Here is a 25,409-nt window from a genome sequence, read left to right as displayed (position 1 = left end):
TGGCGTGTCCCGGTGGTGGTCCGGGCGAAAGTGACAGGCGCGCTCACGAGCGCTGGCCTTCGAGAAGGGCGTCGGCGAGGTGATCGGCGCTCACGCGCTCGTCGCCTGCACGTCGCGCTGCGCGCTCTGCCGCATCGCGCAGGCGCTTCGCGGCGGAGATGCGGATAAGGACGGGCTGCGCTTCGATCAGCTGGTCGAGCCGCGTCTTGGCATCCTCGTCCCACGGCAGTTCCTGCCGCGCGCGCGCTGGCGTGGGGTCTATCCGGTCGAGATCGGTGCCAAGTGGCAGGATGTGGAACAGCGCGTCGAACAGCGCATTGCACACCTCCTGCACCAGGTACGTCGCGCCGGAATAGCCCATGAACGGCGTACCGGTGTGGCGGCGGATCGCCGCGCCGGGGAAGCTTGCGGGAATGTAGGTGCCGCGCGCCCCGCACTCGGCCATGTACATCCGCTCGTTATAGCTGCCGAACACCACCAGCGGCGGGTTGGCATGGATGGCGGCGCGCACATCCTCGTTCTTCGGCTTCACCCCGGCAGAGCGCGAGAAGGCGAAAGCGCAAGGCAGGCCCATGTCCGTTTCCAGGAAGTGCCGGATGCCGCGGGCATAGGTTTCGTTGGCGACAATGCCGAAGCTTGCCGTGCCGAAGAAATCCTGCGTGACGGAGCGCCACAAATCCCACAGCGGCTTGATCGTGGTGTGCTTCTCGCGCGTGATGAAGGGTTCGGGATCGAGGCCCAGTTCCTTGCCCAATGCGCGCAGGAAAGCCGTGGTGGAGGAGAGGCCGACCGGCGCCTGGAAATAGGGCCGTTCCATCAGCTCCGAAAGGTTGCGCCCGTATTCGCGGTACAGGCAGACGTTCGCCTGCGCATTGGCAAGCTGGCGAATTTCGGCGAGGTGCGTGCCCAGCGGGAACACGAGGTTCACTTCTGCCCCGATCCCCTCCACCAGGCGGCGGATTTCGGCGAGGTCGCTCGCCATGTTGAATATGCCGTAGGCTGGGCCAAGGATATTGACGCGCGGCTTTTCGCCTTCGCGCACCGGCTTGATCGCGGGCACTTTCTTCGGCCCGAATTCGGTCCACAGCCAGGACAGCGCGCGGTCGGCGCATTCCCACTGGTCCTCGTCGATCGTGCGCGGCAGGAAGCGCTTGATATTGGTGCCTTCCGGCGTCACGCCGCCGCCGATCATCTCCGCGATGGAGCCGGTGACGACGACTGCGGGAAGATCCGGATCCAGCGTTTTCCACGCGCGTTTCATCGCGCCTTCGGTGCCGGTCTTGCCCAGCTCTTCCTCGCCCAGGCCGGTGACGACGATGGGCAGTTCGTGCGGGGGCAGGCCGTCTGTGTAATGGAGCACGCTGGTGACCGGCAGGTTCTCGCAGCCCACGGGGCCGTCGATCACCACCTGCAATCCCTTCACCGCAGTGAAGACATAGACTGCGCCCCAGTAGCCGCCTGCGCGATCGTGATCGAGAACAAGGGTCATGATCCCACCGCCTCTGCCGCCTTGCGTGCGGCCTCGTTCTGGGCGGCATACTTCTGCTTGAACTTGGGATGCGCGACCGGCGTGTTTTCCCAGATGCCCGCATTGTCCCCGCTGCCGACATCGCCGAAAAATTCCTCCATCGCGGCAAAGCGTTCGCGGTTGGCCAGCGCGCCGTTGATGACCTGCGCCAGGCTGCCTGCACCTGCCGGACCCATCAGGGGGCGGGCAGAAATCAGGTTGGTGAAATAGAGCGCCGGAATGGCTTTCTGCTTGGCGTGCTGGACGACCGGCGTGGTGCCGATGGCAAGATCGGGCTTGAATTCGTCGACCGCAGCGATGTCCTGCTCCAGGCTGGCGCGGTACTGGATGCGGACACCCTTTGCCTCCAGCCATTCGCGATCCGGGTCGGACCACTGAGTCCGCGGACAGGCCGTGCCGACGTAAGGCACCTCGGCCCCGCTCTCTACCAGCAGCCGCGCCACCAGCAGTTCCGACCCTTCGTATCCCGCAACGGTTATCCGCCCACGGATGGGGTTGGCGGCGAGCGCGCCACGGATGGCGGCGACAAAGCGGTCCTTTGCGTTATCGACCGTTTCTTGCTTGATACCGCAGGCCGAGCCGATAGCGTCGAGCCACGCCGCCGTCCCCTCCGCACCCACGGGCGCAGATCCGATTACAGGCCGTCCGGCACCCTGGAATTCGCGGATGCTGGCGGTGTAGAATGGATGGATCGCGGCGACTGCGGCGCAATCGAGCGCGGAATAGAGTTCACGCCATTCGCGCGTCGGGACGACCGGACCGGCCGCGAGGCCCAGGGGCTCCAGCAGCATGCCGATGCCTACCGGGTCAGCGGGGAACATCTCGCCGAGGAGAGTCACCGTGGGCCTGTCCGATCGCTCCCTTGGTGCGGCGACGGGCCCGGCAGAGGCCTCCTCGCGCGCGTAGGCGAGCATGGCGCCCGCCAGAACGTCCTTGGCCTCGGCATGGGTTGGAATGCCGAAGCCAGGAACGTCTATGCCGATGATGCGCACACCGTTGATCTGCTTCTTCAGCAGTCGCAGCGGAACGCCGCTGGCGGTGGGGACGCAGAGATTGGTGACGATGATGGCATCGTAATTTTCAGGATCGGCAAGGCCTTCGACGGCTTCCTTGATATCTTCGAACAGCTTGCCGGTGACGAGCGTTTCGGAACTGAAGGGGACGTAGCCCACCGTCCGCCGTGCACCGTAGAAATGGCTGGTGAAGGTCAGGCCGTAGACGCAGCAGGCGCTTCCCGAAAGGACGGTAGCGGTGCGCCGCATGCGCAGGCCCACGCGCAGCGACCCGAATGCGGGGCACATGCTTTGCGGCTGGTCGTGCGGGCCGACCGGATAATCCTTCTCGTAGCGGTCGAGCACTTCGCTCTTGCCCGCCTTGCGCGCGGCATCCTTCAGCGTATCGCCGCTGGAACACCCACCGCTTTCGGCCCCGCCAAGGTCGAACGTGTCGCGTTCACGGACAGGGGAGCCGAGATCGGTCATTCCGCCTGGAATCCCGTCGGGGGAACGGGGGAAAGCGCGCTACACCTCGTCATAGATCACCTCGAGCGAGGGCTTGGGTTCGAAAGAACCGCCGCGCATGTCTGCCTGGGTGGCGGGCACCAGCTGGACGTTGCCGCCCGTTTCTTCTGGCGTGAACAGGTCCAGCAAGCCGTCCTGTTCCAGCGGCCTGGGCTGCTGCGGAGGAGCCTTGGCGACATTCTCCGCCAGTTCCTCGAACAGGCTCGCCCATTCGCTGCCGGACGTTCCGATGATCTGGTAATTCGCCGATTTGCGGCGGATATCCTCGTTGGCCGGGATGGAAGTCAGCACCGGAATGTCGACCGCGTCGGCAAAAGCCTGCGCCTCGCCGGTACCGTCATCCTTGTTGATGATCATGCCGGCAACGCCCACGTTGCCGCCCATCTTGCGGAAGTATTCCACCGCCTTGCACACGTTGTTCGCAACGTAGAGCGACTGCATGTCGTTCGACCCGACGACGATCACCTTCTGGCACATGTCGCGGGCAATCGGCAGGCCGAAGCCGCCGCAGACCACGTCGCCCAGGAAATCGAGCAGCACGTAGTCGAAGCCCCATTCGTGGAAGCCCAGCTTCTCCAGCAGTTCAAAGCCGTGGATGATGCCGCGCCCACCGCAGCCGCGACCCACTTCGGGGCCGCCCAGTTCCATTGCGAACACACCGTCGCGCTGGAAGCAGACATCTTCGATGGTCACTTCCTCGCCCGCGAGTTTCTTGGCCGAGCTGGTTTCGATGATGGTCGGGCAATTTTTTCCGCCGAACAGCAAGCTGGTGGTGTCGGACTTGGGATCGCAGCCGATCAGCAGCACGCGCTTGCCCTGCTGGGCCATCATGTAGCTGAGGTTGGAGAGCGCGAAGCTCTTGCCCGAACCGCCCTTGCCGTAGATCGCGATGATCTGCGTTTCGGATTTCACTTCGCCGGTGTGGACGGGGTCCGGCTCTATCGCCGCCTCCTCCCGCAGGGCATGGTCATTGCTTGCTTGGGTATCGAGCATGTTCATGCGCTTGCGCTCCAATCGAGAACCATTTTCAGGCATTCCGGCTCGAGCAGGGCCTTGCGGTAGGCACCTGACGCATCCGCAGCGGGCCTGATGTCCGATACGAGGCCAGTAAGGTCGAGCGCGCCGCTTTCGATAAGCGCGCGTGTGGCGGGCAGGTCTTGAGCCCGCCATTCGGCGGCAACGCGCAGGCGTGCCTCCCTCTGGAAGGCGGGCGCGAAGGCGAAGTTGATGCGGTTGGAATAGAAGCCTGCGAGCACAATCTCACCGCCGTGCGCCAGCTTCCCGACTAGGGTGTCCACGCCGTCCGCATAACCGCTGACATCGTAGATGGCGCGGTAGTCGCGCCGGTCGTCGTCCTTGGGGGCGATGACATCGTACCCGCTCGCGCCTTCACGGCGGCACGGCTTGTTGTCCCACACCACCGGCGCGGGCGCGCCCATGGCCATGGTCATGCGGGCCAGCAGCCGGCCAAGCACGCCGTGACCGACGATCAGGTCCGGCGGATCGCCGCCCGCCAGCGCATGGTGCGCGGTGGCGGCGAGAGCAAATAGCACCCCGTCGGAACCCAGCGACTCGGAAACGGGGAATGCGCGCGCCGAGGGGACGATAAGGCGCTGGGCGGAGCCGCCGAACAGGCCCCGCGCGTCGGCAAAACAGGTGGAGCCCGGCACGAATACCCAGTCACCGATCCGATCGCTGACTTCAGAGCCTGCATCGACCACGCGGCCTACCGATTCGTAACCGGGGACCAGCGGATAACCCATGCCGGGAAAGTTCGGCATGTCGCCGCTCCACAGCAGCTTTTCCGTGCCCGAACTGATGCCGCTCCAGAGGATTTCAACGACGACATCGGAAGGGCCGACCGGCTTGAGCGCCAGCGACTTGACGGCGATCTGCCGCGGTCCTTCCATAATGACTGCCATTGCATCCATTTTCCGAGCCGACCTCCCTTCGGTTCATGTCTCGGTGCCACAGCCTAGAGAGGCTTTGGCGCAGCTTTACATTAGACATCTTGAATAAAGTGTCAAATCACAATGACACTTAGGTGTGTAAAGCAGAGGTGACGATGAGAGATGTGACCACCGGCTGGGACGTGCGCACAAGGCGAAAGCCGGGGAATCCCGCAGCTTTCAGCAAGCTGCCGATCTCCTGCCTGGTGCGGGGCCGTCCGGAGCGCATGGCCCAGAGATACAGGCCGAAATAGGCGTCGCCCATGGCCTCGGCACCGCGAGTCCCGGACATCGGTTCTGCAATCACCAGGCGGCCGCCCGGCGCGAGCGCTTTCCTGATTGCGGACAGCAGCCGGACCACCGGTTCGTCATCGTGGTCATGCAGTATGCGCACAAGCGTAATGCAGTCGTACCCACCGGGAATCGGGTCCGCGGAAAAGCTGCCGGGGTGGAATTCGACACGCCCGGCATCGGCAAGGTCCGCGCAGTTGCGGCGCGCACCGTCGATCACGCCCGGAAGGTCCATCAAACCCAGTCGGGGACGCGGGAACCTGTGCGCGAGAGCTTTCAGGAAGACCCCATGGCCACCACCGATATCCAGTACCGATGCGTGGCGGTCGAAATCGTAGGCCGCTAGCACTTCGCGTGCGACCATCGCCTGCGAAGTAGCCATCAATTGCGAATAGGGCGAAACCGCGTCCTCCCCCTGCGCTGCCGGGTCCTCGCGGGCGGCATAGCGCCAGAATTCGCTGAGCTTCGTGGGTTCCTCCCGATCCTGCCGCAGCAGGGCGAGCGGATCGGTAAGGTCGGCATAGAGCAGCGCATGATGGCGCACCATCGCCAGCGCACCGGCATTGCTGCTGAGCGCGGCGCCCTGCTGGCCCAGGGTCCACCAGCCCGGCGCCACCTCTTCTGCCAGGTCCAGGGCTGCGGCAGCGCGGACGAGCCGCTCGGTCGCGGCTGGTGAAAGCTGCGTATGGGAGGCCACGCGCTCCAGTGCACACGGACCCTCGCCAAGCAGCTCGAGCATCCCGCTTTCCACGAAGGCGAGCAGCGTCTGGGTATAGGTGAAGCCCGCCAGCAGATCGAAGAGCGCCGATGCCCTGCGCCGTGCGACCGGGCGCAACAGGGGCATCCGCGCGGCGAACGACTGGAAGCCTTCACTGGCAATAACGCGATTGCGCCAGGCTGCCCAGCGCATTCTCCAGCCGGACGGTGCCGTATTGCGGAGTGAAGGAATCTTGTCGCCCATATGTCCAATGAACTGGACATATGCTATGTAAAGGTCAACTGATTGATCGAATGGGAGACAGGCATGGCCGGGCGCACCGTCATCATCGGAGCAGGAATGGGAGGGCTTGCCTGTGCGGCCAGACTCGCCTGCGCCGGGCATGACGTGACCCTGCTGGAAAAAGAGGCGTGGGCCGGTGGCAAGGCCCGCCAGGTCGCCGTCGATGGCGCTGCGATCGATGCCGGGCCAACCGTTTTCACTATGCGCGACGTCTTCGACGATATCTTCCGCGCCGGTGGCAGCGAACTGGACGACTACGTCAGCGTGCGTCCGGCACAGGTATTGGCCCGCCACGCATGGGACGACGACAGCCACCTCGACCTTCATGCCGACCCGCGGCAGAGCGAAGAGGCGATAGGTGCCTTTGCCGGGGCCGATGCCGCCCGCGGATACCGGGCCTTTCGCACCGAGGCCGCGCGTATTCACGGTATACTGGAAAACTCCATGCTGCGGGCGGGCAAGGTCTCCTGGCCCCTGCCGCTCATGTGGCGAATCGGGTTGTGGCGCGTGGGAGACCTGCTGGCGATCCGGCCCTACGAAAGCATGTGGAAGGTGCTGGGAGAGCACTTCGCCGACCAGCGGCTGCGCCAGCTGTTCGCGCGCTACTCCACCTATTGCGGTTCCTCGCCCTTCGCCACACCGGCAACGCTGATGCTGGTCGCCCACGTGGAGGCGCAGGGCGTATGGCTGATCGATGGCGGGATGAGCGCAATGGCCGATGCCCTGCGTCGTCTCGCGCAGGAAAACGGCGCCACGATCCGCTTTGGCGCGAAGGTGCGCGATATCGAGGTGTCTCGCGGGCGCGCGCAGGCCGTCGTGCTCGACAACGGGGAGCGTATTGCGGCGCAGGCCATCGTGGCGAACTGCGATCCCGCGGCGCTGGCCGATGGCCGTTTCGGCCAGTCCGCAAGCCGGGCCGTTGCCAGCCTGAAGCCGCGGAACCGATCGCTTTCCGCGATGGTCTGGCTGGCCCATGCGCGCACCACGGGCTTTCCCCTGTCGCGCCACAACGTGCTGTTTTCGCCGGACTACCCGCGCGAATTTGCCGATATTTCGGCCGGTCGTCCGCCCGGCGATCCCAGTGTCTATGTCTGCGCACAGGATCGTGATGCCGAGGACGGTACGCCGCCCGGGGCGCGCGAGCGATTGCAGATCATCGTCAATGCGCCGGCCAACGGCGACACCCACACCTATACCCGGCAGGAGATGGACCAATGTACCGAGGTCATGAGGCACAGCTGCGCCAGGGCGGGGCTTATCCTGGAGGATCCCCTGCCGCACGCGCTGGCGAGCCCGAATACGTTCGAGGGGCTGTTCCCGTCGACGGGTGGAGCCCTTTATGGACGGGCCTCGCACGGATGGGCGGCGTCCTTCCTCCGGCAAGGAACGAAGACCCGGATCGCTGGGCTCTACTGCGCGGGTGGAAGCACCCATCCGGGGGCGGGCGTGCCGATGGCCGCCTTGTCGGGCGGCCTGGCAGCAGCGCAAGTGACGCGCGACCTCGCTTCGATGCGCCGGTTGCACCCGGTGGCTATGCCTGGTGGTATGTCGATGCGGTCAGCGAAGACGGAAGGCACGGCCTGACGATCATCGCCTTTCTGGGCAGCGTCTTTTCGCCGTACTACAAGGGTTCGGGAAGGCCCGAGCCGCTCGATCACTGCTCGCTCAACGTGGCGCTATACGGGCCGCGCGCACGCTGGTGCATGACAGAGCGCGGCAAGAGCCAGGTGGAGCGCGAGGAGGACTATCTGCAGCTGGCGGCCAGCAGCGTGCGCTGGGAGGGCGACGCGCTGATGATCGAGATTGCCGAGCGCGACAAGCGGCTGGGCATTCCCTGGCGCCGGCCCGTGCGCGGCACTGTGACAGTGCGCCCCGAGACGCTGAACGGGCGCAGCTTCGCGCTCGATCCGGCGGGCCATCACGTGTGGCACTGCATCGCTCCGCGCGCCCGGATCGAAGTGGACATGCAGCAGCCCGCGCTATCGTGGAAAGGCTCCGCCTACTTCGATTCCAACTTCGGCTCCGAGTCGCTGGAGGAAGGATTCCGCGTCTGGCACTGGTCGCGCGCGCACCGTGGCCGCGATGCCTCTGTTTGTTACGAGGGGGTGAGGCGCGACGGCTCGCATTTCGCCAGCGCGTTGCGGTTCGATTCCAGCGGCTGCCCTGGCGAAGTGGATCTGCCGATGGTCGCGCCGCTGCCCAACACGCTGTGGCAGATGGAGCGCAAGACGCGGGGCGATCGCGGCCACGCCAGCGTCATCAAGACCTGGGAGGACGCGCCGTTCTACGCACGCTCCACACTGGCGACGCGCTTGTTCGGGCAGGAAGTCGTGGCGGTGCAGGAAAGCCTGGACCTCGACCGGTTTGCTTCACCGATCGTGCAGTTCATGCTCCCCTACCGCATGCCCCGGCGCACTTGATTCAGGCGTATTCGATTCGCGCTCTTTCTTTTCCTTGTCGCGGGCGATCTCGCGGTTGACCGACCATAGCTGGTAGAAACCGAAACCGAAGGCGACCAGCGCTGTAAAGACGATTTCGACCCAGCCGAAATGCTGCGAAAGGTTATCCATGTCGCTCGTCCTCCTCGTCCACTGAACCGGACGCGATGATAGCATGGCGGGCGGCGAAGTGGCGAATGTGACGGGCAGCATCCTCCGGCCGTTCCTCGTGCGCCAGGTGGCCGAGGCCATCCAGCACCGTCAGTTCGCAATGGGGCAGCTTGCTGCAAGCCTGCCTGGCGGATGAAAGCGGCACCGCGCGGTCGCGCGATCCGTGCACCAGGCTGACCGGAACGGTAAGGTCGGGCAATCGCCGCGACAAGGCATCGAGGTCCCAGTTCGCCATCAGTGCCAGCGCGCCTTCGCAATGGCGGCTGTTGCCCAGCAGGGCTTCGTAACAGCGCAGGCCGCTCGCATCGATATCAGACCCCGTTGCACGCCTAAGGAACCGCGCCGTCTCACCCGATTGCCGAGCCATGCGCGCGAAGATGCGTGGCACGAACGGATTGACGAACAGCACCTTTGCCATGGCGGGGAACAGCTGTGCGGCAAGACCGGGGAAGGGCATGAGGGCGGGTGAGAACCCTGCAACGGGCACCGCTGACCCGCCAAGCGCCAGTTCGATCGCGATGGCGACCCCGGCAGAATGCCCAACCAGCATGTCCGGCTTCACCGCCATAATATCGAGGAGCCGGGCAACCTCACGCGCAACTGCTTTTAGGTTCGGACCTCCGGCAATACGCCCGCGGGTAAAGCCATGACCCGGCAGGTCGGGCGCAATGACGGTGAAGTCTTCGGCCAGGAGAGGCATCACGTCGCGCCAGCTGTGGGCGGAGGCACCGGTCCCGTGAAGCAGGAGGAGCGCCGGACCGCTGCCCATGACCTGCACATGCCATTCGAGCGATCCGGCCTTGACGAAACGGCTGGCGTCCTGGTGCGGAAAAATGCGGCCCTCGCGCTGCCAGTCTGGCGGGCCGCTCAAGCTGCCATGCCTTTTGGCCTTGCCGCATCGACTGCGGCGCTCAAAGCCCTGGCATCGGCCATCGGCAGGGGCAGGTAGCGCGCTGCCATGGCTGCGGCGAGGTCGCGGGCGTCGGGGCGGGGGCGCGGCGCAATGTCGACCACCACGGCGGCGAGGCCACTGGCGGCAATGGCGCGAGCGGCCTTCTCCGCATCCGCCCTTGCTTGGGCGCGGCCGGGAAAGCCATCCGCGCCGATGTTCGCGCTGCCATCTGTCAGGAAGACCAGAAACGGGGTGCTGCCCCGTGCTGCCACGCTTTCGCCAAGATGACGCGCGGCGTGGAGTCCCGCTGCCAGGGGTGTTCCGCCGCCGCCCGGCAGCCCTGCCAGCGCCCGGCGTGCCCGCGTCAGCGAGCGGGTGGGCGGCAGCAACAGTTCGGCCCCCTCGCCGCGAAAGGCGATCAGCGCCACCTCGCTGCGCGTGACGTAAGCCTGCGCCAGCAGTAGTTCGACGGCGCCCTTCGCCTCTGCCAGGCGGGCCATGGCGGCCGAGCCCGAGGCATCGACCGCGAAAATCGTCACGGCTGCGCTGCGTTCCTCGAACCGGCGGATGCGCAGGTCCGACTTGCGGACCAGCACGTCTTCGCGGGGCGTGCTCAGTTCTCGCCGGCGCAGGGCCTGCCATGGCACGGCGGACCGCAGGGTATCCACCAAAGCCAGCCGGGCACCGCCGCGCGGTGTGCCGGGCCGGGCCCCCAGCGGCTTGCCACGCAATCTGGACTGGGCCTTGCGACCGCCGCCGCTGCCACCCGCGTTTCGCCGTCCCTTCTGGTCTGCCAGCAGCGCGAGAACATCGGGAGGAATGGCCGCCAGCGCCGCTTCCAGCACGAGGTCCTCGGGCGGCGGACCGCTGGTCTGCTGTTCCGGCGCGTCGGAATTGCCGGGGGAGGGCGCTTCATCGGCAGGCGGGGCCTCGGGCTCAACCTGCGGTATCTGCGTGGCGCGGGGAGCGAGAACGAGGCGGGCGGCGGCCTGCAGATCCTCGTCGCCAACATGGCCGCGGCCATGCAGAGCGGCATTCGCACGCGTCGCAGCATGGGCGAACAGCAGCGCACGTGCCGAATGTACGCCAAGAGCCAGGGCCGTCGCGGCAATGGTATCCAGCTGTCCGTCATCTGCGGATGCTACCGCTTGCAGCGAAAGTGGCTGTTCGGCGGGGGCAGCAGGGAAATCGAGAGTATCGATGGCCGAAAGATCGACAGCCAGGGCGGTTCGTTCCAGCAGCGATTCCGGCGGCCTCTCGTCGGGGCCAATGCCATCGTCCAGCAGGATGAGACCGAAGGTCTCGCTGCCGCTTTCCATGGCCTGCGCGATCTTTCCGGCAACCGCGTCCCGCAACCGCTCCGCCATCGGCACGATCAGGATGCCGCCTCCCTGCACTTCGTCGAGCAAGCCCGCCTGGCGCACGCTTTGCCCGGCTGTAAGGCTGGCGGCGATGTCGATGCCGCCCTGCAATCGCTCGTCATCGACATTGGCAGGCAGGCGGCGGATCGTCCGCCCCGCCATCAGTGTGCGCAGTTCCTCGATCAGCAGGTCGCGCACCGGCCCCCCGCCGCGCAGGGTTATGCCGCCAAGTTGCCGTGGGGCGAGAGCGAACAGGCGGACCGCCAGCAGGGCATCGGCGAGCGGGTCCGTCGGCACCGCGATCTATCCGAAAAGTTCTTCGATGGCCCGCTCTATCCGCGCGCTGGAACCGGTTTCGTCCAGCACATCGCGCCGCAGCCGGTGGCGCAGCGCCATGGGGGCGACCTCGAGCAGGTGCTTGCGCTGCACAGTCTTTGCGCCGTCCAGCGCGGCCAGCGCGCGCGAGGCGCGCATCAGCGTGAGTTCGCCGCGCATCCCGTCGGCCTTCACCGCCTGGCACAGGTTGGCGGCGTCGATCAGCACCTCGTCAGGCACGCTCATCGAAGGAAGCTTTTTCTGTCCGCGTGCAATCTGACGCAGGACCTTCTGGTCCTCGTCCTGCCAGCTTTCGGCAAACGCATCAGGATCGGCTTCCTGCGCGGCGCAGCGCCGCATGATCTCGACCCGGTCATCGATATTGCCGGGCGTGCGCACTTCCACCGAAAGGCCGAAGCGGTCGAGCAACTGGGGGCGAAGCTCGCCTTCTTCCGGGTTGCCGCTGCCGATCAGCACGAACCGGGCGCGGTGGCGTACCGATAGCCCCTCTCGCTCAACGAGGTTCTCCCCCGAAGCGGCAACATCCAGCAGCAGGTCGACCAGGTGGTCTTCCAGCAGGTTGATCTCGTCGATGTAGAGAAACCCGCGGTGGGCCTTGGCCAGCAGGCCGGGCTCGAACGCCTTTTCCCCGGAACGCAGCGCCCGTTCAAGGTCTAGCGCACCGACGACCCTGTCCTCCGTCGCGCCAAGCGGCAGGTCCACGAAGGGAACCGCCATTTTCCGCGTGCGTCCCGATGTGCAGGGATCGGGGCAGGTGCCGCGTTCTTCGGGCCGGCAGTGATAGCGGCAACCCTCCGTCACCGGTATCGGCGGCATCAGTGCTGCCAGTGCCCGTGCTGCGGTGGATTTGCCGGTACCGCGGTCGCCGAAGACCATCACCCCGCCAATTGCAGGTTCGACAGCGGCGATCAGCAGCGCCCTTTTCATCTCGTCCTGGCCGACGATTGCAGAGAAGGGAAAGCGAGCCATGCAGGTGCAGTCTGGCCAAGCCGCGGCAGGAGGGCAAGCGCCAATTTTCCCGCCGCCATGCGCGGCTGGTTTCAGTGACATGATCGCTATCGGCGATTGAGCCTGACGCCTGCAACTGGTAGCGGAACAGCATGACTGGATGTGATACCTGCGTTGTCCGCAATCGCGCAATTTGTGCCGGGCTGGGTGCGGACGAACTCGTCACGCTCAACGCGATCGGCAGGCGCCGTACGCTGGAGCCGGGCGAACCGCTGATCTGGGAAGGCGACGAGAGCGTTCTTGTCGCCAACGTGATCGAGGGCGTGCTGAAGCTTTCATCTTCCACCGAGGACGGGCGGGAGCAGATCGTCGGAGTCGTCTATCCGTCAGATTTCATCGGCAGGCCATTCGGGGGCGCTGCCGGCCATTCGGTAACCGCGCTGACCGAAGCGCGCGTATGCGTGTTCGCGCGGGCAGATTTCGACCGGTTTGCCGGCGAACATCCCAAGCTGGAGCACAAGCTGCTGGAGCGGACGCTGGGAGAACTGGACCGCACGCGCAAGTGGATGTTGCTCCTTTCGCGCAAGACGGCGCAGGAGAAGGTCGCCACTTTCCTGCTGGAAATGTCCGACCGGCTTCTCGAAACCGGCTGCGAAGGCCCCTCGAGTGGGCCTTTGCGAAAATTCGACCTGCCGTTCTCGCGCCAGCAGGTCGCCGATGTGCTCGGCCTCACCATCGAGACTGTCAGCCGCCAGATGACGACGCTCAAGCGCGAGGGTGTGATCGACCTGCCCACGCGCCGCACGGTCGAGATCCTCGACCGAACGGCGCTGGAGGATATGGCGGGCTAAAACGCCCGCTACCGGTCAGAAGCGGAAGCCGACACCTGCGCTGATTACCCATGGATCGAGCTGGTGCTCGGTCTGGATTACCGGCGTACCGTTGGCGAACCATGTTGCGGTGGTGTCGATGAAATAGCGCTTGGCGTCCACGGAAACGAGGAAGCTCTCGCTTACGGGCACGTCGATGCCCGCCTGCAGCACTACGCCAAACTCGTCGCTCAGCGAGAAATCGTCCGCTCCAAGAGCCACGGCGGTCGCGCCCGGCTCATCATCGAGCCAGATGAAATAGGCGACCCCCGCGCCAAGATATGGCGACACGCCCCCGGCGTTGAGATGGAACTTGCCCGTAACGGTCGCGGGCAGCAGCAGTCCGTCGGCGACAAGTTCCGTCCCTGCCGCGCCATCGACGCCGTCGACATCGTGCTGGGTAACGCAGCAGATCGTCTCGATCGAAAAGCTGGGGGCTACGAAATACTCGATGGCCACGGTGGGAACGACATTGTCGTTGGCCTCGGTCTGGGTGCCTGCGGGCAGCCCGACAAGGTCGAGATCGACCGACTTTATCTTACCGTCGGGCAATACTCCCGTCGCCATTACCTTGACCTGGATATCTCCGGCTTCCTGCGCGGCGGCGGGCAGCGCAGCAAGACCGGCAGCAGCGGCAAGGGCAAGGATGCCCGCCTTCGAAACCTTGGCAGTTTTCATGGTATGTCTCCATAATCGCCGCGGTGGTCGTCAGATATATGACCCATGCCGGCGGCGTGGCGGGGATGTGCGCCGGGCGTTGCCGGGGCGCTTTGACCCAGCGCAAATTTCGCGCACGAAAATTTCTTTTTCGCGAAACGATGTTTTTGACTCAGGTCAACGAAACCGGTGCTGCGCTGCCGCAAAGGCCCCTTGTTCTGAAGGGGTCAAACAATGGACGCTACACTCTCCCGCACCGGCATGTGGTTCGCGATACTGCTGCTGTGCCTCGCCGCGCTGGCGGGCGCGCAGGACGCGGCTTTCTCCGCGCACATGCTGGTCGTCTCGATCGCCGCCTTCATTGGCTTGGTCGCAACGGTCTGGAATACCGAGTTCGACGCGAAGACGCGTGACGTGCTTCGGCTTCCGGCGGACCAGTCGCGCTATGACGACGATCCGGTACGCTGGGGTGTCATCGCCACGGTCTTCTGGGGAATTGCCGGTTTCCTGGCGGGGCTTTTTATCGCCCTGCAACTGGTCTGGCCCGAACTGAATTTCGAACCTTGGTTCAACTTCGGACGTGTGCGCCCGCTGCATACCAGCGCAGTGATCTTCGCCTTTGGCGGCAACGCGCTGATCGCCACCAGCTTCTACGTCGTGCAGCGCACCTGCCGCGCGCGGCTGGCCTTTCCGGGCGCGGCGCGCTTCGTGTTCTGGGGCTACCAGCTGTTCATCGTGCTGGCCGCGACCGGCTACCTGCTGGGCGTCTCGCAGGGCAAGGAATATGCCGAGCCGGAATGGTACGTCGACTGGTGGCTGACCGTGGTCTGGGTGGTGTACCTGGTTGTCTTCGTCGGCACGATCCTGAAGCGCAAAGAGCCGCACATCTACGTCGCCAACTGGTTCTACCTCGCCTTCATCCTGACGGTGGCGATGCTGCACGTCGTCAACAATCTCGACATTCCCGTCAGCTTCCTGGGCTCGCGCAGCTATCCCGTCTTTGGCGGCGTGCAGGGCGCGCTGGTGCAGTGGTGGTATGGCCACAACGCGGTGGGCTTCTTCCTCACCGCCGGCTTCCTCGCCATGATGTACTACTTCGTGCCGAAGCAGGCGGAGCGGCCGGTCTATTCCTATCGCCTGTCGATCATCCACTTCTGGTCGCTGATCTTCCTCTACATCTGGGCAGGCCCGCACCACCTTCACTACACCGCGCTGCCCGACTGGGCGCAGACGCTGGGCATGGTGTTCTCCATCATGCTGTGGATGCCCAGCTGGGGCGGCATGATCAACGGCCTGATGACGCTGAACGGCGCATGGGACAAGATCCGCACCGATCCGATCATCCGCATGATGGTGATGGCGCTGGCCTTCTACGGCATGAGCACTTTCGAAGGGCCGATGCTGTCGATCAAGAGCGTCAATTCCCTGTCGCACTACACCGACTGGACCATCGGCCACGTCCACTCAGGCGCGCTGGGATGGAACGGCATGATCACCTTTGCCGCCGTTTACTTCCTCGTCCCGCGCCTGTGGAATCGCGAGCGGCTGTATTCGCTGCGCATGGTCAACTGGCACTTCTGGCTCGCGACCGTGGGCATCGTTTTCTACGCCGCCAGCATGTGGGTGGCGGGCATCACCCAAGGCCTGATGTGGCGCGAATACGGCATCGACGGATACCTGGTGAACAGCTTCGTCGACACCGTGGCAGCATTGCACCCGATGTTCCTGCTGCGCGCGTTGGGCGGCCTCATGTACCTCGCCGGTGCGCTGATCATGGTCGCCAACGTGTGGCTGACCATCGCCGGCAAGCTGCGCACCGAAGCTCCCATGAACGATGCGAAATACGACGAAGCGGCGGACCGCCCGTTCGTCGCCACGCCTGCCGAATGAAAGAGACGGACATGACCGACAAAGACAACGTCCAAAGAAATCAGGCCAGGTCCGCACCGCCGCTTTCCGACGTGCCGCCCGATGTCGCCGCCACGGTGAAGGGGCACCAGGTGCTGGAGCGCAATGTGACCCTGCTGGGCGCCATCGCGCTGGTAGTGGTGGCAATCGGCGGCATCGTGGAGATCGCCCCGCTCTTCTGGATCGATAACACCATCGAGGAAGTGGAGGGCATGCGCCCCTACACCCCGCTGGAGCAGGCCGGACGCGATATCTACGTGCGCGAAGGGTGCTACACCTGCCACAGCCAGATGATCCGCCCCTTCCGTGACGAGGTGGAGCGCTACGGCCACTACTCGCTGGCGGCGGAATCGATGTACGACCACCCGTTCCAGTGGGGCTCCAAGCGCACCGGGCCAGACCTGGCGCGCGTGGGCGGTCGCTATTCCGACGAATGGCATGTGCAGCACCTGGAAAACCCGCAAAGCGTGGTGCCGCAATCGATCATGCCGCAATACGGCTTCCTGTCGGAGACGAGCCTTCGCGTGCCCGATCCCGAGGGGATGCTAAAAGCGCTGCGCATCGTGGGCGTGCCCTATACCGATACCGATCTCGCGAATGCCGAGGCCGACCTGATCGCGCAGGCCGATCCCGATGTGCCCGCAGGGGACCTGGAGGAACGCTATCCCGGCGCCCAGGTGCGCGATTTCGACGGCGATCCCACGCGCGTTACCGAGATGGATGCGCTGGTCGCCTACCTGCAGATGCTGGGCACGCTGGTGGATGTGAACAGCGCCGCCGCGCAGGAAGAACTGGCATCGGAGACAGGCCGATGAGCGGGCACTCGACATACGAATTCCTGCGTCACCTGGCCGATAGCTGGGGCCTGCTGGCCATGGTGCTGCTGTGGCTGTTCTTCGGCCTCTGGGCCTTCCGTCCGGCTGCGAAACCGCACCACGACAATGCCGCCAAGATGATCTTCAAGGACGAGAACGATGGGTAACAAAAGAGTCGACGAGCCCACCGGCACCGAATTTGTCGGCCACGAGTGGGACGGCATCGAGGAATTGAACACCCCGCTGCCCCGCTGGTGGTTGTGGACCTTCTACGCCACGGTCGTGTGGGCGCTGGGCTACGTGATCCTGTTCCCGGCATGGCCGCTGATCGAGAAGGGCACCGAAGGCGTGCTCGGCTGGACCAGTCGGGGACAACTGGCCGAGGAAATGGCCGTTGCCGACCAGGCCCGCGCCACGGTGCGCGAGGAAATCGCGCAGGTCCCGCTCGAACGCCTTTCCGAAGATGCGCCGCTGATGCAGCAGGCCGTGGCCGGTGGCCGCGCCGCGTTCCAGATCCACTGCATCCAGTGCCACGGTTCCGGCGCGGCGGGCAATCAGGAACTGGGCTATCCCAACCTCAACGATGACGACTGGCTGTGGGGCGGCGATATCCGCGCCATCGAATACACGCTGACGCATGGCATCCGACAGTCCGGCGATAGCGAGACCCGTTTCAGCGCCATGCCGAGCTTCGACGGAATTCTCGCGCCACAGGAGGTGAGCGCGGTTGTCGACCACGTTCGCTCGCTCAGCGGCCTGGGAGAACCCGATGCGCGCGGTGCGGAGCTGTTCGAGCAGAACTGCGCGGCCTGCCATGGTCCTGCCGGGAAAGGCTCCCGCCAGTTCGGAGCGCCGAACCTTTCCGATGCGATCTGGCTGCGCGGCAGCAGCCGGGAAGCCATCACGTCGCAGATACTCAATCCCAGAATGGGCATGATGCCCAAGTGGGAGGGGCGCCTCGACCCGGTCACCATCTCCATGCTGGCCGCCTATGTCCATTCGCTCGGGGGAGGTGAGGACTTCATCGAAGTTGCCGAGGATCCCGAGGTCGAGGTCGATGAACAGCCCTGATCCCCAACTGCATCACAGCCTGCTGGGCACTTACGAGTCCCGCAGGAAAGTGCATCCCAAGCGGATCGACGGGTTCTTCCGCCGCTTCAAGTGGCTGATCATGCTTGTCACCCTGGCGATCTATTACGGAACGCCGTGGATCCGCTGGGACCGTGGACCCTACGCGCCGGATCAGGCCGTGCTCGTCGACCTGGCGAACCGCCGGTTCTACATGTTCAACATCGAGATCTGGCCGCACGAGTTCTATTTCGTGGCCGGATTGCTGATCATGGCGGGCATCGGGCTTTTCCTTCTCACCAGCATGGTGGGCCGCGCCTGGTGCGGCTACGCCTGCCCGCAGACCGTGTGGACGGACCTGTTCCAGCATGTCGACCGCTTCGTGGACGGTGACCGGAACAAGCGTATGCGGCTGGACGCGGCGCCGTGGACGGCGGGCAAGATCGCGCGGCGATTGTTCAAATGGACGATCTACCTCGTCATCGCCTTCTGGACCGGCGGCGCATGGATCATGTACTTTGCCGACGCGCCCACGCTGGTGCGCGAGTTCTGGACGCTGGAAGCGCCCTTCGTCGCCTACGCGACCGTCGGCATCCTGACCGCCACCACCTTCATCTTCGGCGGTTTCATGCGCGAGCAGGTGTGCATCTACATGTGCCCCTGGCCGCGCATACAGACCGCGATGATGGACGAAAAGTCCCTCACCGTTACCTACAAGGACTGGCGCGGCGAACCGCGCGGCAGCGTGAAGAAGGCGCAGAAGCACCCCGGCGAATTCGGCGACTGCATCGACTGCAACCAGTGCGTGGCCGTGTGCCCCACGGGCTGGGACATCCGCAAGGGACCGGACATCTCCTGCATCACCTGCGGCCTTTGCATCGACGCCTGCGACCGGGTGATGGACGAAGTAGGCCGCCCGCGCGGGCTGATCGACTACCTGACGCTGGAAGATAGCGAGGGCGAGATCAGGGGACAGGACCATCGCCCGACGTGGAAGAAGGTTCTTCGCCCACGCTCGGTGCTGTATTTCTGCGTCTGGGCGGGCATCGGCCTTGGCCTGCTGTTCGCCCTTTCCGCCCGCACGCATACGGAAATCAGCGCCGCGCCCGATCGCAATCCGCCCTACATGCTGATGAGCGATGGCGAGGTGCGCAACAACTACACCGTGAAGCTGCGCAACATGGAAGCCCGCCCGCGCGAAATGCGCGTGGGGATCGAGGGCCTGCCCGGGGCGGTGATGTGGTCCGACACGATGTCCGGTGACGATGCAGCTCGCACGATCGACTTGCCCGTACCTGCCGACGCGACCCAGACCGTGCGCCTCTACGTGCGCGCGCCGCAGGGCACCGATGCGCAGGATTTCAGCCTGTCGGTCGTCTCGCTGGACGAGCAGGCAGAAACAGACGCGGTGGAAGTCCGCTTCGTGACACCCGGAGACGAATGATGGCCAAGACATCCCGCAAGCAGTTCACCGGCTGGCACATGACCGGCATCCTCGTCGCCTTCTTCGGCAGCGTGGCGGCGGTGAACTTCACTATGGCAAGCTACGCCAGCTCCACCTTCGGTGGGATCGTTGTCCAGAATTCCTATGTCGCCAGCCAGGAATACAATGGGTGGCTGGAGCAGGCGCGCGAAAGCGAGGCGCTGGGCTGGCAGGCGGTCACGACGTGGCGCCCGGATGGGCGGCTGGTCGTCTCCGTCGATGGCGCACCCGATTACCTCTCGGCCACGGCAACGGCCCGCCACCCACTCGGGCGCAGGCCCGACCAGACGCTCGGCTTTTCGCGCATCGGGGAGGGCACCTACCTCTCCGACGAGGAACTGCCCGAAGGCCGCTGGACGCTGCGGCTGGAACTGAGTGACGGTGTCTCTACCTGGCGGCGTGAGGATGATCTCTCATGACCGCGCTGCCGCAATTTCCCGACGAGCACGTCAGCGTTCTCGCCGTGCCGGGGATGCACTGCGCCGGTTGCATGAGCAAGGTGGAGCGCGGTCTCTTGGCGCATGACGGCGTGGTCGCTGCCCGCGTGAACCTGTCCTCGCGCATGGTGACGGTAACGCACGATGGCACCGTGGACGAGGGCGACCTGACCCACTTCATCGCCGAGGCCGGGTTCGAGGCGCAGCCGCGTCGCAAGCAGGCGGAGCGGCCCTACAGTGCGGTAAAGCCGCTGCTGGCTCCACTGGCCGTCGCGGCCTTTGCGGCGATGAACGTGATGCTGCTGTCGGTCAGCGTGTGGTCGGGCGCGGAAGGCTCCACGCGGGAACTGTTCCACTGGATTTCCGCGCTGATCGCGCTGCCCGCCATCGGCTTTGCCGGGCGGCCGTTCTTCAGGTCCGCATGGGGTGCGTTGAAGCGCGGCACTACGAACATGGACGTGCCGATCTCGCTCGGCGTCATCATCGCCAGCGGTCTCAGCCTCTACGAAACGTGGGTCGGCGGCCAGCACGCGTGGTTCGATGGGGCACTTATGCTGCTCACCTTCCTGCTGGCGGGCCGCGTGCTCGATGCGATGATGCGCGACAGGGCGCGCAGCGGCGTGGAGGCGCTGGTGAGCCAGGCGGCCAAGGGCGCGCAGGTCGTCGGCGCTGACGGATCGCTGACCTATCTCGCCGCCGAGGACCTGCAGCCGGGCATGGTGATGCGCGTTGCCACGGGAGAACGCCTGGCCGCCGATGGCGAGATAGTTTCGGGTCGCAGCCGGTTCGACCAGTCCCTGCTGACGGGCGAGAGCCGCCCGGTCGCGCTGGCGCAGGGCGAAACGGCGCTGGCCGGAACGCTGAACCTCGAAGCACCGGTGGACGTGCGCGTCAGCAGCGCCGGCGCCGACACCACGCTGGCCGAGATCGCCCGCCTGATGGAAGCCAGTACGCAGGACCGCAGCCGCTACGTCCGCATCGCGGACCGCGCCGCGCGGCTCTATGCGCCCGCCGTCCATTCGCTCGCCCTGCTGACCGTGGTCGGCTGGCTGGTGGCCGGGGCTTCGCTCTACCAGGCGCTGGTGATCGGCGTGGCCGTGCTCATCATCACCTGTCCCTGCGCCCTCGGCCTCGCCGTTCCGGTGTCGCAGGTGGTGGCGAGCGGCGCCCTCATGCGCGCAGGTATCCTGGTGAAGGACGGGTCCGCCTTCGAACGCCTCGCCAGTATTGACCGCGCACTACTCGACAAGACCGGCACACTGACGCTGGGCCGCCCGGTGCCCGATGAACAGTCGCTGGCGACCCTGAGCGAGGATGAGGCGGCAATCGCTCTCGCGCTCGCGTCGCACAGCCGGCACCCGCTGTCGCGCGCACTTGAAAAGGCGCTGACCTCGAACGGGATCGTTTCGGCCACGCTGACGAACGTCATAGAGCGGGCAGGCGAGGGCGTGTTCGGCACCTGCGAGGGCCGCGCGGTAGCACTGAAGCGGCCCGAAACTTCGGGCACTACCGCCGTCCTTCTGCAGACCGGACTGGGGCCGGATCGCCTGATCCCAGTTGCCGATACGCTGCGCCCGGATGCCCGTGACGCTATCGAACTATTGCAGGCGCAGGGTATCGAGTGCTCGATACTGTCGGGCGATACGGCACGGGGCGCGGCAGGCGTGGCCCGCGAAGTCGGCCTGACAGTGCAGGCCAATGCCCGACCGGAAGACAAGCAGGCGCTGGTCGCCCGGCTGCGCAATGCTGACCGAAAGGTACTGATGGTTGGCGATGGCCTGAACGATGGACCGGCGCTGGCTGCAGCCAATGTCTCCATCGCACCGGGCTCTGCCAGCGACGTGGGACTGCAGGCTGCCGATTTCGTGTTTGTGCAGGATTCGCTGTCTGCCCTGCCACGCACCGTGCGCGCTTCCCGGAAGACCATGCAGGTGGTGAAGCAGAACTTCGCCCTTGCCATCGTCTACAACCTGTTTGCCGTACCGCTGGCTGTCGCGGGACTGGTGACGCCGCTGATCGCTGCGATTGCCATGTCCGCCAGTTCGCTGCTGGTGGTGGCCAATTCGCTGCGCCTGATGAGAGCTGCAAAGTGAATGGAGTGATCATCCTCTTGCCCATCGCGCTGCTGCTGGGCCTGGCTGGTCTGGCCGCGTTCTTCTGGGCGCTGCGCAACAACCAGTTCGAGGATCCCGATGGCGCGGCCGCGCGCATCCTGCTGGACGATGATGAGGATAGCCCCGCATGAGCATGGTGGGACAGATCGTCGGGATCGCGGCACTTGTTCCGGCCATGGCTGGTTCGATCGCTCTGCCCGGCGATACGGGGCAATCCCGGCTCGTGCTGGCCCTGTGCCACGGCGGCACTCTCGCCATTCCTCTGAAATCGGGCGATGCGCCCGCCATGCCCGCCACGCTTTGCTGCGCCAAGGGATGCCAGCGGCGCGAGAAACGCGATGCCGTTGATCCAGAACAATGAAACCGCCCGCAAACCAGTGAAGGGATAATCGCATGTGGCCTTACTATCCCGATCTGCTCGCCGTGCCGGTTCCGCGCTATACCAGCTATCCTACCGCGGCGGAATTTGCCGATGACATCGGCCCGGCGGACCTTGCCGATGCGGTCGCCACGGCGACTGGCGAGGTATCGCTCTATATCCACATCCCGTTCTGCGAGAAGATATGCTGGTACTGCGGCTGCAACACGGCGGCGGCCAACCGCAAGCAGCGCCTCGCCAGTTACATGGAAGCCCTGCACCGCGAGATCGCGCTGGTTGCCGCGCTGTTGCCGGCCAATGCCCGCGTCACGCGCATCGCATTCGGCGGCGGCAGTCCCAATGCGGTCGCCCCGGTCGATCTCGTTCGCCTGTTCGACCAGCTCGTCATCAAGTTTCCGCTGGATAGGCCGACGGTCTCGGTCGAACTCGACCCCCGGACCCTTACCGACGAATGGCAGGCGGTGTTGCGCGGGATCGGGGCCACGCATTCGAGCATGGGGGTGCAGACCTTCTCCCCGCGCTTGCAGGAAGCGATCGGCCGCGTGCAGCCGGTGGAGATGATCGAGAGAGGCGTGGAGATCCTCCGCGAGGCCGGGATCACCTCGATGAACTTCGATCTCATGTACGGCCTGCCGGGCCAGACGATGGAGGATCTCGAGCAGTCGCTGGATTGCGCCGCACGCTTTGGCGCGGATCGCATCGCCCTGTTCGGCTATGCCCACGTGCCAGGCATGTTTCCCCGCCAGCGCCAGATAGACGCTTCGAACCTTCCGGATAACGCGGCACGTTTCGCCATGGCGGCATCAGGCTACGAGCGGCTGCTGGCCGCAGGTTACCAGCCCATCGGTTTCGACCATTTCGCGACGCCTGGCGATCCGATTGCCGTGGCTTCGCGAGAGGGCAGGCTGCGGCGGAATTTCCAGGGCTTTACCGAGGACCAGGCACCTGTTCTGATCGGACTCGGCGCTTCCGCCATAAGTTCCTTCCCCGGATTGCTGGCACAGAACGAAAAGAATTCGGGCCGCTACCGGGAAATGCTTTCACAAGGCCGGCTGACGGTGACACGCGGCAAGCGCCGCAGCATAGAGGATCGCCGCTGCGGCGCGATCATCGAGGAACTGCTGTGCCGGGGCCGTGCGCGGGTGGGAAGCGCTACGCTGGACGCGGCCAGCGCGCGCCTAACGCCTTATCTGAAGGCTGGCCTGTGCTCGCTGGACAACGGCCATGTGACTATAGGCGACCATGCTGTGCCCTATGCGCGCAGCATAGCGTCGGCGTTCGATCCCTATCGTCGGCAAAGTGCGCGGCAATTCAGCACCGCCATCTGAGCGGCCCGCTACTACGTGTTCTGGCGTCCGTCGATAAGGCGCTGGACGAGGGATGGGTCTGCGAGGGTAGAGGTATCGCCGAGGGCGTCGTAGTCGTTCTCGGCGATCTTCCTGAGGATGCGGCGCATGATCTTGCCGCTGCGGGTCTTGGGCAGGCCGTCGGTGAAATGCAGGTGGTCGGGCGTGGCCACGGGGCCGATCTCGCGGCGCACCTGCTGTTTCAGTTCGGCGTGGAGCTCGTCCGATGGCTCCACCCCTTCCATCGTGGTGACGTAGCAGTAGATGCCCTGGCCCTTCACCTCGTGCGGGTAACCCACCACCGCGGCCTCTGCCACCTTGGGGTGCAGCACCAGCGCGCTTTCCACCTCGGCCGTGCCCATGCGGTGGCCCGAGACGTTGATCACGTCGTCCACCCGGCCCGTGATCCAGTAGTACCCATCGCCGTCGCGGCGGCAGCCGTCGCCGGTGAAGTAGCGGCCGGGGAAGGTGGTGAAGTAGGCCTCGATAAAGCGGTCGTGATCGCCGTAGACGGTGCGCGCCTGGCCCGGCCAACTGGCAGCGATGCACAGGTTGCCCTCGGCCGCGACCCCGTCCTCTTCCGGCAGCGGCTGCCCCTCGTTATCGACCAGCAGCGGCTGCACGCCGAAGAACGGCCTGCCCGCACTCCCTGGCTTCATGTCGTGGGCATAGGGCAGGGTGGTGATCATGTGGCCGCCGGTCTCGGTCTGCCACCAGGTGTCGACCACCGGGCAGCGGTTCTCGCCCACCACCTCGTAATACCAGCGCCAGGCTTCCGGGTTGATCGGCTCGCCCACGGTGCCAAGAATGCGCAGGGAAGAACGGTCGTGCTGCGTCACCCAGCCATCGCCCTCGCGCATCAGCGCGCGGATGGCGGTGGGCGCGGTGTAGAAGATGTTGACCTTGTGCTTTGCAATCACGTCCCAGAAGCGGCCGTGATCGGGATAGTTGGGCACCCCTTCGAACACCAGGCTGGTGCCAGCGTTCAGCAGCGGGCCGTAGGTGACATAGCTGTGCCCCGTCACCCAGCCGATATCGGCGCTGCACCAGAACACTTCGCCCGGCTGGTAATCGAAGGTGTAGTAAAAGGTCGCCGCGCACCACAGGGCATAGCCGCCGGTGGTGTGCAGCACGCCCTTGGGCTTGCCGGTGGAGCCAGAGGTGTAGAGGATGAACAGCGGATCTTCCGCGCCCATCTCCTCGCACGGGCATTCCGCATCGCTGGCAAGATCGTGGTACCAGTGGTCGCGGCCTTCGGTCATGGCGATATCGCCGCCGGTGTGGCGCACGACCAGCACGCCGTCGACCGTGACCCCGTCATGATCCAGCGCGGCATCGACATTGGCTTTCAGGGGGATCGTCCTGCCGCCGCGCAGCCCCTCGTCGGCGGTGACCACGAAGCGGCTGTCGCAGCCTTCCAGCCGGCCCGCCAGCGCCTCTGGCGAGAAGCCGCCGAACACCACCGAGTGGATCGCCCCGATGCGCGCGCAGGCGAGCATGGCCAGCACGCCCTCGACCACCATGGGCATGTAGAGCGTGACCCGGTCGCCCTTCGCGACGCCCATCGCCTTCAGCGCATTGGCCATCTGCACCACTTCGGCGTGAAGCTGGGCATAGGTGAGGGTGCGCGCGGGCGAGGCAGGATCGTCGGGCTCGAAGATCAGCGCCGCGCGCTCTGCATGCTGCGGCAGGTGGCGGTCGACGCAGTTGTAGCACAGGTTCAGCGAACCGTCGGCGAACCACCTGATGTCCACCGGATCGAACGACCACTCACCCGCCTTCGTCGGCTCAGCATACCAGTCGAGCCGCTCCTTCGCCTCTTCCAGCCAGAAACCGTCCGCATCCTCCACAGAACGCCGGTAGCGCGCTTCGTAATCCGCGGGCGCGGCGTGGGGATCG

The 25,409-nt window shown here is 65.4% G+C and carries 24 protein-coding genes; 13 read left to right on the top strand and 11 right to left on the bottom strand.

Translation table 11 applies throughout. From position 1 onward, the window contains the following. Positions 1-43 precede the first annotated feature (43 nt). The 5 genes from bchZ to D2V07_RS09585 form a co-directional block, all read right to left on the bottom strand. Positions 44-1,489: a chlorophyllide a reductase subunit Z gene (gene bchZ / locus D2V07_RS09605; RefSeq protein WP_119586787.1), complete on the bottom strand. Its 1,446-nt coding sequence runs from the start codon at positions 1,487-1,489 to the stop codon at positions 44-46. Continuing rightward, positions 1,486-3,009 (bottom strand): chlorophyllide a reductase subunit Y, encoded by a 1,524-nt coding sequence (gene bchY, locus D2V07_RS09600; RefSeq protein WP_119586786.1) that lies wholly within the window; start codon positions 3,007-3,009, stop codon positions 1,486-1,488. The genes bchZ and bchY overlap by 4 nt, the downstream gene beginning before the upstream one ends. A gap of 39 nt (positions 3,010-3,048) precedes the next feature. Beyond that, positions 3,049-4,047 carry a chlorophyllide a reductase iron protein subunit X gene (locus D2V07_RS09595; RefSeq protein WP_119586785.1) on the bottom strand — a complete coding sequence of 333 codons (999 nt, stop codon included), beginning with the start codon at positions 4,045-4,047 and terminating at the stop codon, positions 3,049-3,051. Next, on the bottom strand, positions 4,044-4,979 hold the full coding sequence (gene bchC, locus D2V07_RS09590; protein WP_119586784.1) for a chlorophyll synthesis pathway protein BchC: 936 nt from the start codon (positions 4,977-4,979) through the stop codon (positions 4,044-4,046). Before bchC ends, D2V07_RS09595 begins: the two co-directional genes overlap by 4 nt. Before the next feature lie 109 nt (positions 4,980-5,088). Further along, entirely contained in the window at positions 5,089-6,198 is a 1,110-nt protein-coding gene (locus D2V07_RS09585; RefSeq protein WP_119586783.1) for a methyltransferase, read from the bottom strand. Positions 6,199-6,312: 114 nt separating this feature from the next. Here D2V07_RS09585 and crtD point away from each other — a divergent pair, with 114 nt between their 5' ends. Further along, entirely contained in the window at positions 6,313-7,872 is a 1,560-nt protein-coding gene (gene crtD / locus D2V07_RS09580) for a 1-hydroxycarotenoid 3,4-desaturase CrtD (protein ID WP_119587165.1), read from the top strand. A gap of 86 nt (positions 7,873-7,958) precedes the next feature. After that, complete coding sequence (locus D2V07_RS09575; RefSeq protein WP_233548336.1) at positions 7,959-8,708, top strand: hydroxyneurosporene dehydrogenase; 750 nt, start codon at positions 7,959-7,961, stop codon at positions 8,706-8,708. On the opposite strand, the gene D2V07_RS09570 is transcribed toward D2V07_RS09575, so the two are convergent. The 4 genes from D2V07_RS09570 to bchI are packed head-to-tail and all read right to left on the bottom strand — an operon-like array spanning position 8,658 to position 12,455. After that, positions 8,658-8,858, bottom strand: a complete 201-nt coding sequence (locus tag D2V07_RS09570) for a hypothetical protein (RefSeq protein ID WP_119586781.1) — start codon at positions 8,856-8,858, stop codon at positions 8,658-8,660. The two genes, D2V07_RS09575 and D2V07_RS09570, sit on opposite strands and share 51 nt — an antisense overlap. Continuing rightward, a complete protein-coding gene (bchO, locus tag D2V07_RS09565) occupies positions 8,851-9,768 on the bottom strand; it encodes an alpha/beta fold hydrolase BchO (protein WP_119586780.1) in 918 nt (305 codons plus the stop codon). The genes D2V07_RS09570 and bchO overlap by 8 nt, the downstream gene beginning before the upstream one ends. Then, entirely contained in the window at positions 9,765-11,447 is a 1,683-nt protein-coding gene (locus D2V07_RS09560; RefSeq protein WP_233548335.1) for a magnesium chelatase subunit D, read from the bottom strand. The genes bchO and D2V07_RS09560 overlap by 4 nt, the downstream gene beginning before the upstream one ends. A gap of 6 nt (positions 11,448-11,453) precedes the next feature. Next, the gene (bchI, locus tag D2V07_RS09555; protein WP_119586778.1) at positions 11,454-12,455 is read right to left on the bottom strand and encodes a magnesium chelatase ATPase subunit I; all 1,002 of its coding nucleotides are present in this window, start codon (positions 12,453-12,455) and stop codon (positions 11,454-11,456) included. A 131-nt stretch (positions 12,456-12,586) separates the two neighbouring features. Here bchI and D2V07_RS09550 point away from each other — a divergent pair, with 131 nt between their 5' ends. Beyond that, complete coding sequence (locus D2V07_RS09550) at positions 12,587-13,285, top strand: Crp/Fnr family transcriptional regulator (RefSeq protein ID WP_119586777.1); 699 nt, start codon at positions 12,587-12,589, stop codon at positions 13,283-13,285. Between the two features lie 15 nt (positions 13,286-13,300). Here D2V07_RS09550 and D2V07_RS09545 read toward each other — a convergent pair whose 3' ends face one another. After that, positions 13,301-13,981, bottom strand: a complete 681-nt coding sequence (locus D2V07_RS09545) for an OmpW/AlkL family protein (protein ID WP_119586776.1) — start codon at positions 13,979-13,981, stop codon at positions 13,301-13,303. Between the two features lie 213 nt (positions 13,982-14,194). On the opposite strand from D2V07_RS09545, the gene ccoN reads away from it, so the two are divergent. From ccoN to hemN, 10 genes are read left to right on the top strand one after another with little or no spacing between them, the layout of a single operon-like run. Continuing rightward, positions 14,195-15,850 (top strand): cytochrome-c oxidase, cbb3-type subunit I, encoded by a 1,656-nt coding sequence (gene ccoN / locus D2V07_RS09540; protein ID WP_119586775.1) that lies wholly within the window; start codon positions 14,195-14,197, stop codon positions 15,848-15,850. Positions 15,851-15,861: 11 nt separating this feature from the next. Next, the gene (gene ccoO, locus D2V07_RS09535; protein ID WP_119587164.1) at positions 15,862-16,683 is read left to right on the top strand and encodes a cytochrome-c oxidase, cbb3-type subunit II; all 822 of its coding nucleotides are present in this window, start codon (positions 15,862-15,864) and stop codon (positions 16,681-16,683) included. Then, entirely contained in the window at positions 16,680-16,850 is a 171-nt protein-coding gene (locus D2V07_RS09530; RefSeq protein WP_119586774.1) for a cbb3-type cytochrome c oxidase subunit 3, read from the top strand. The genes ccoO and D2V07_RS09530 overlap by 4 nt, the downstream gene beginning before the upstream one ends. Beyond that, complete coding sequence (ccoP, locus tag D2V07_RS09525) at positions 16,843-17,754, top strand: cytochrome-c oxidase, cbb3-type subunit III (protein WP_119586773.1); 912 nt, start codon at positions 16,843-16,845, stop codon at positions 17,752-17,754. Before D2V07_RS09530 ends, ccoP begins: the two co-directional genes overlap by 8 nt. Further along, positions 17,741-19,195, top strand: a complete 1,455-nt coding sequence (gene ccoG, locus D2V07_RS09520; RefSeq protein WP_119586772.1) for a cytochrome c oxidase accessory protein CcoG — start codon at positions 17,741-17,743, stop codon at positions 19,193-19,195. The genes ccoP and ccoG overlap by 14 nt, the downstream gene beginning before the upstream one ends. Continuing rightward, complete coding sequence (locus tag D2V07_RS09515; RefSeq protein ID WP_119587163.1) at positions 19,195-19,653, top strand: FixH family protein; 459 nt, start codon at positions 19,195-19,197, stop codon at positions 19,651-19,653. The genes ccoG and D2V07_RS09515 overlap by 1 nt, the downstream gene beginning before the upstream one ends. Beyond that, complete coding sequence (locus D2V07_RS09510) at positions 19,650-21,764, top strand: heavy metal translocating P-type ATPase (RefSeq protein ID WP_119586771.1); 2,115 nt, start codon at positions 19,650-19,652, stop codon at positions 21,762-21,764. The genes D2V07_RS09515 and D2V07_RS09510 overlap by 4 nt, the downstream gene beginning before the upstream one ends. Next, positions 21,761-21,916: a cbb3-type cytochrome oxidase assembly protein CcoS gene (gene ccoS, locus D2V07_RS09505; RefSeq protein WP_119586770.1), complete on the top strand. Its 156-nt coding sequence runs from the start codon at positions 21,761-21,763 to the stop codon at positions 21,914-21,916. Before D2V07_RS09510 ends, ccoS begins: the two co-directional genes overlap by 4 nt. Further along, entirely contained in the window at positions 21,913-22,146 is a 234-nt protein-coding gene (locus tag D2V07_RS09500; protein WP_147366929.1) for a hypothetical protein, read from the top strand. The genes ccoS and D2V07_RS09500 overlap by 4 nt, the downstream gene beginning before the upstream one ends. 32 nt (positions 22,147-22,178) lie before the next feature. Next, positions 22,179-23,492, top strand: coding sequence for an oxygen-independent coproporphyrinogen III oxidase (hemN, locus tag D2V07_RS09495; RefSeq protein WP_119586768.1), 1,314 nt, complete (start codon positions 22,179-22,181; stop codon positions 23,490-23,492). Between the two features lie 11 nt (positions 23,493-23,503). Here the strand turns inward: hemN and acs are convergent. Further along, positions 23,504-25,409, bottom strand: a 1,906-nt coding sequence (gene acs, locus D2V07_RS09490) for an acetate--CoA ligase (RefSeq protein ID WP_119586767.1), incomplete at its 5' end; no start/stop codon positions are given.

It is taken from the genome of Aurantiacibacter zhengii (assembly GCF_003584125.1).
GTDB lineage: Bacteria > Pseudomonadota > Alphaproteobacteria > Sphingomonadales > Sphingomonadaceae > Alteraurantiacibacter > Alteraurantiacibacter zhengii.
This window is presented reverse-complemented; position numbering and strand designations above follow the sequence as displayed.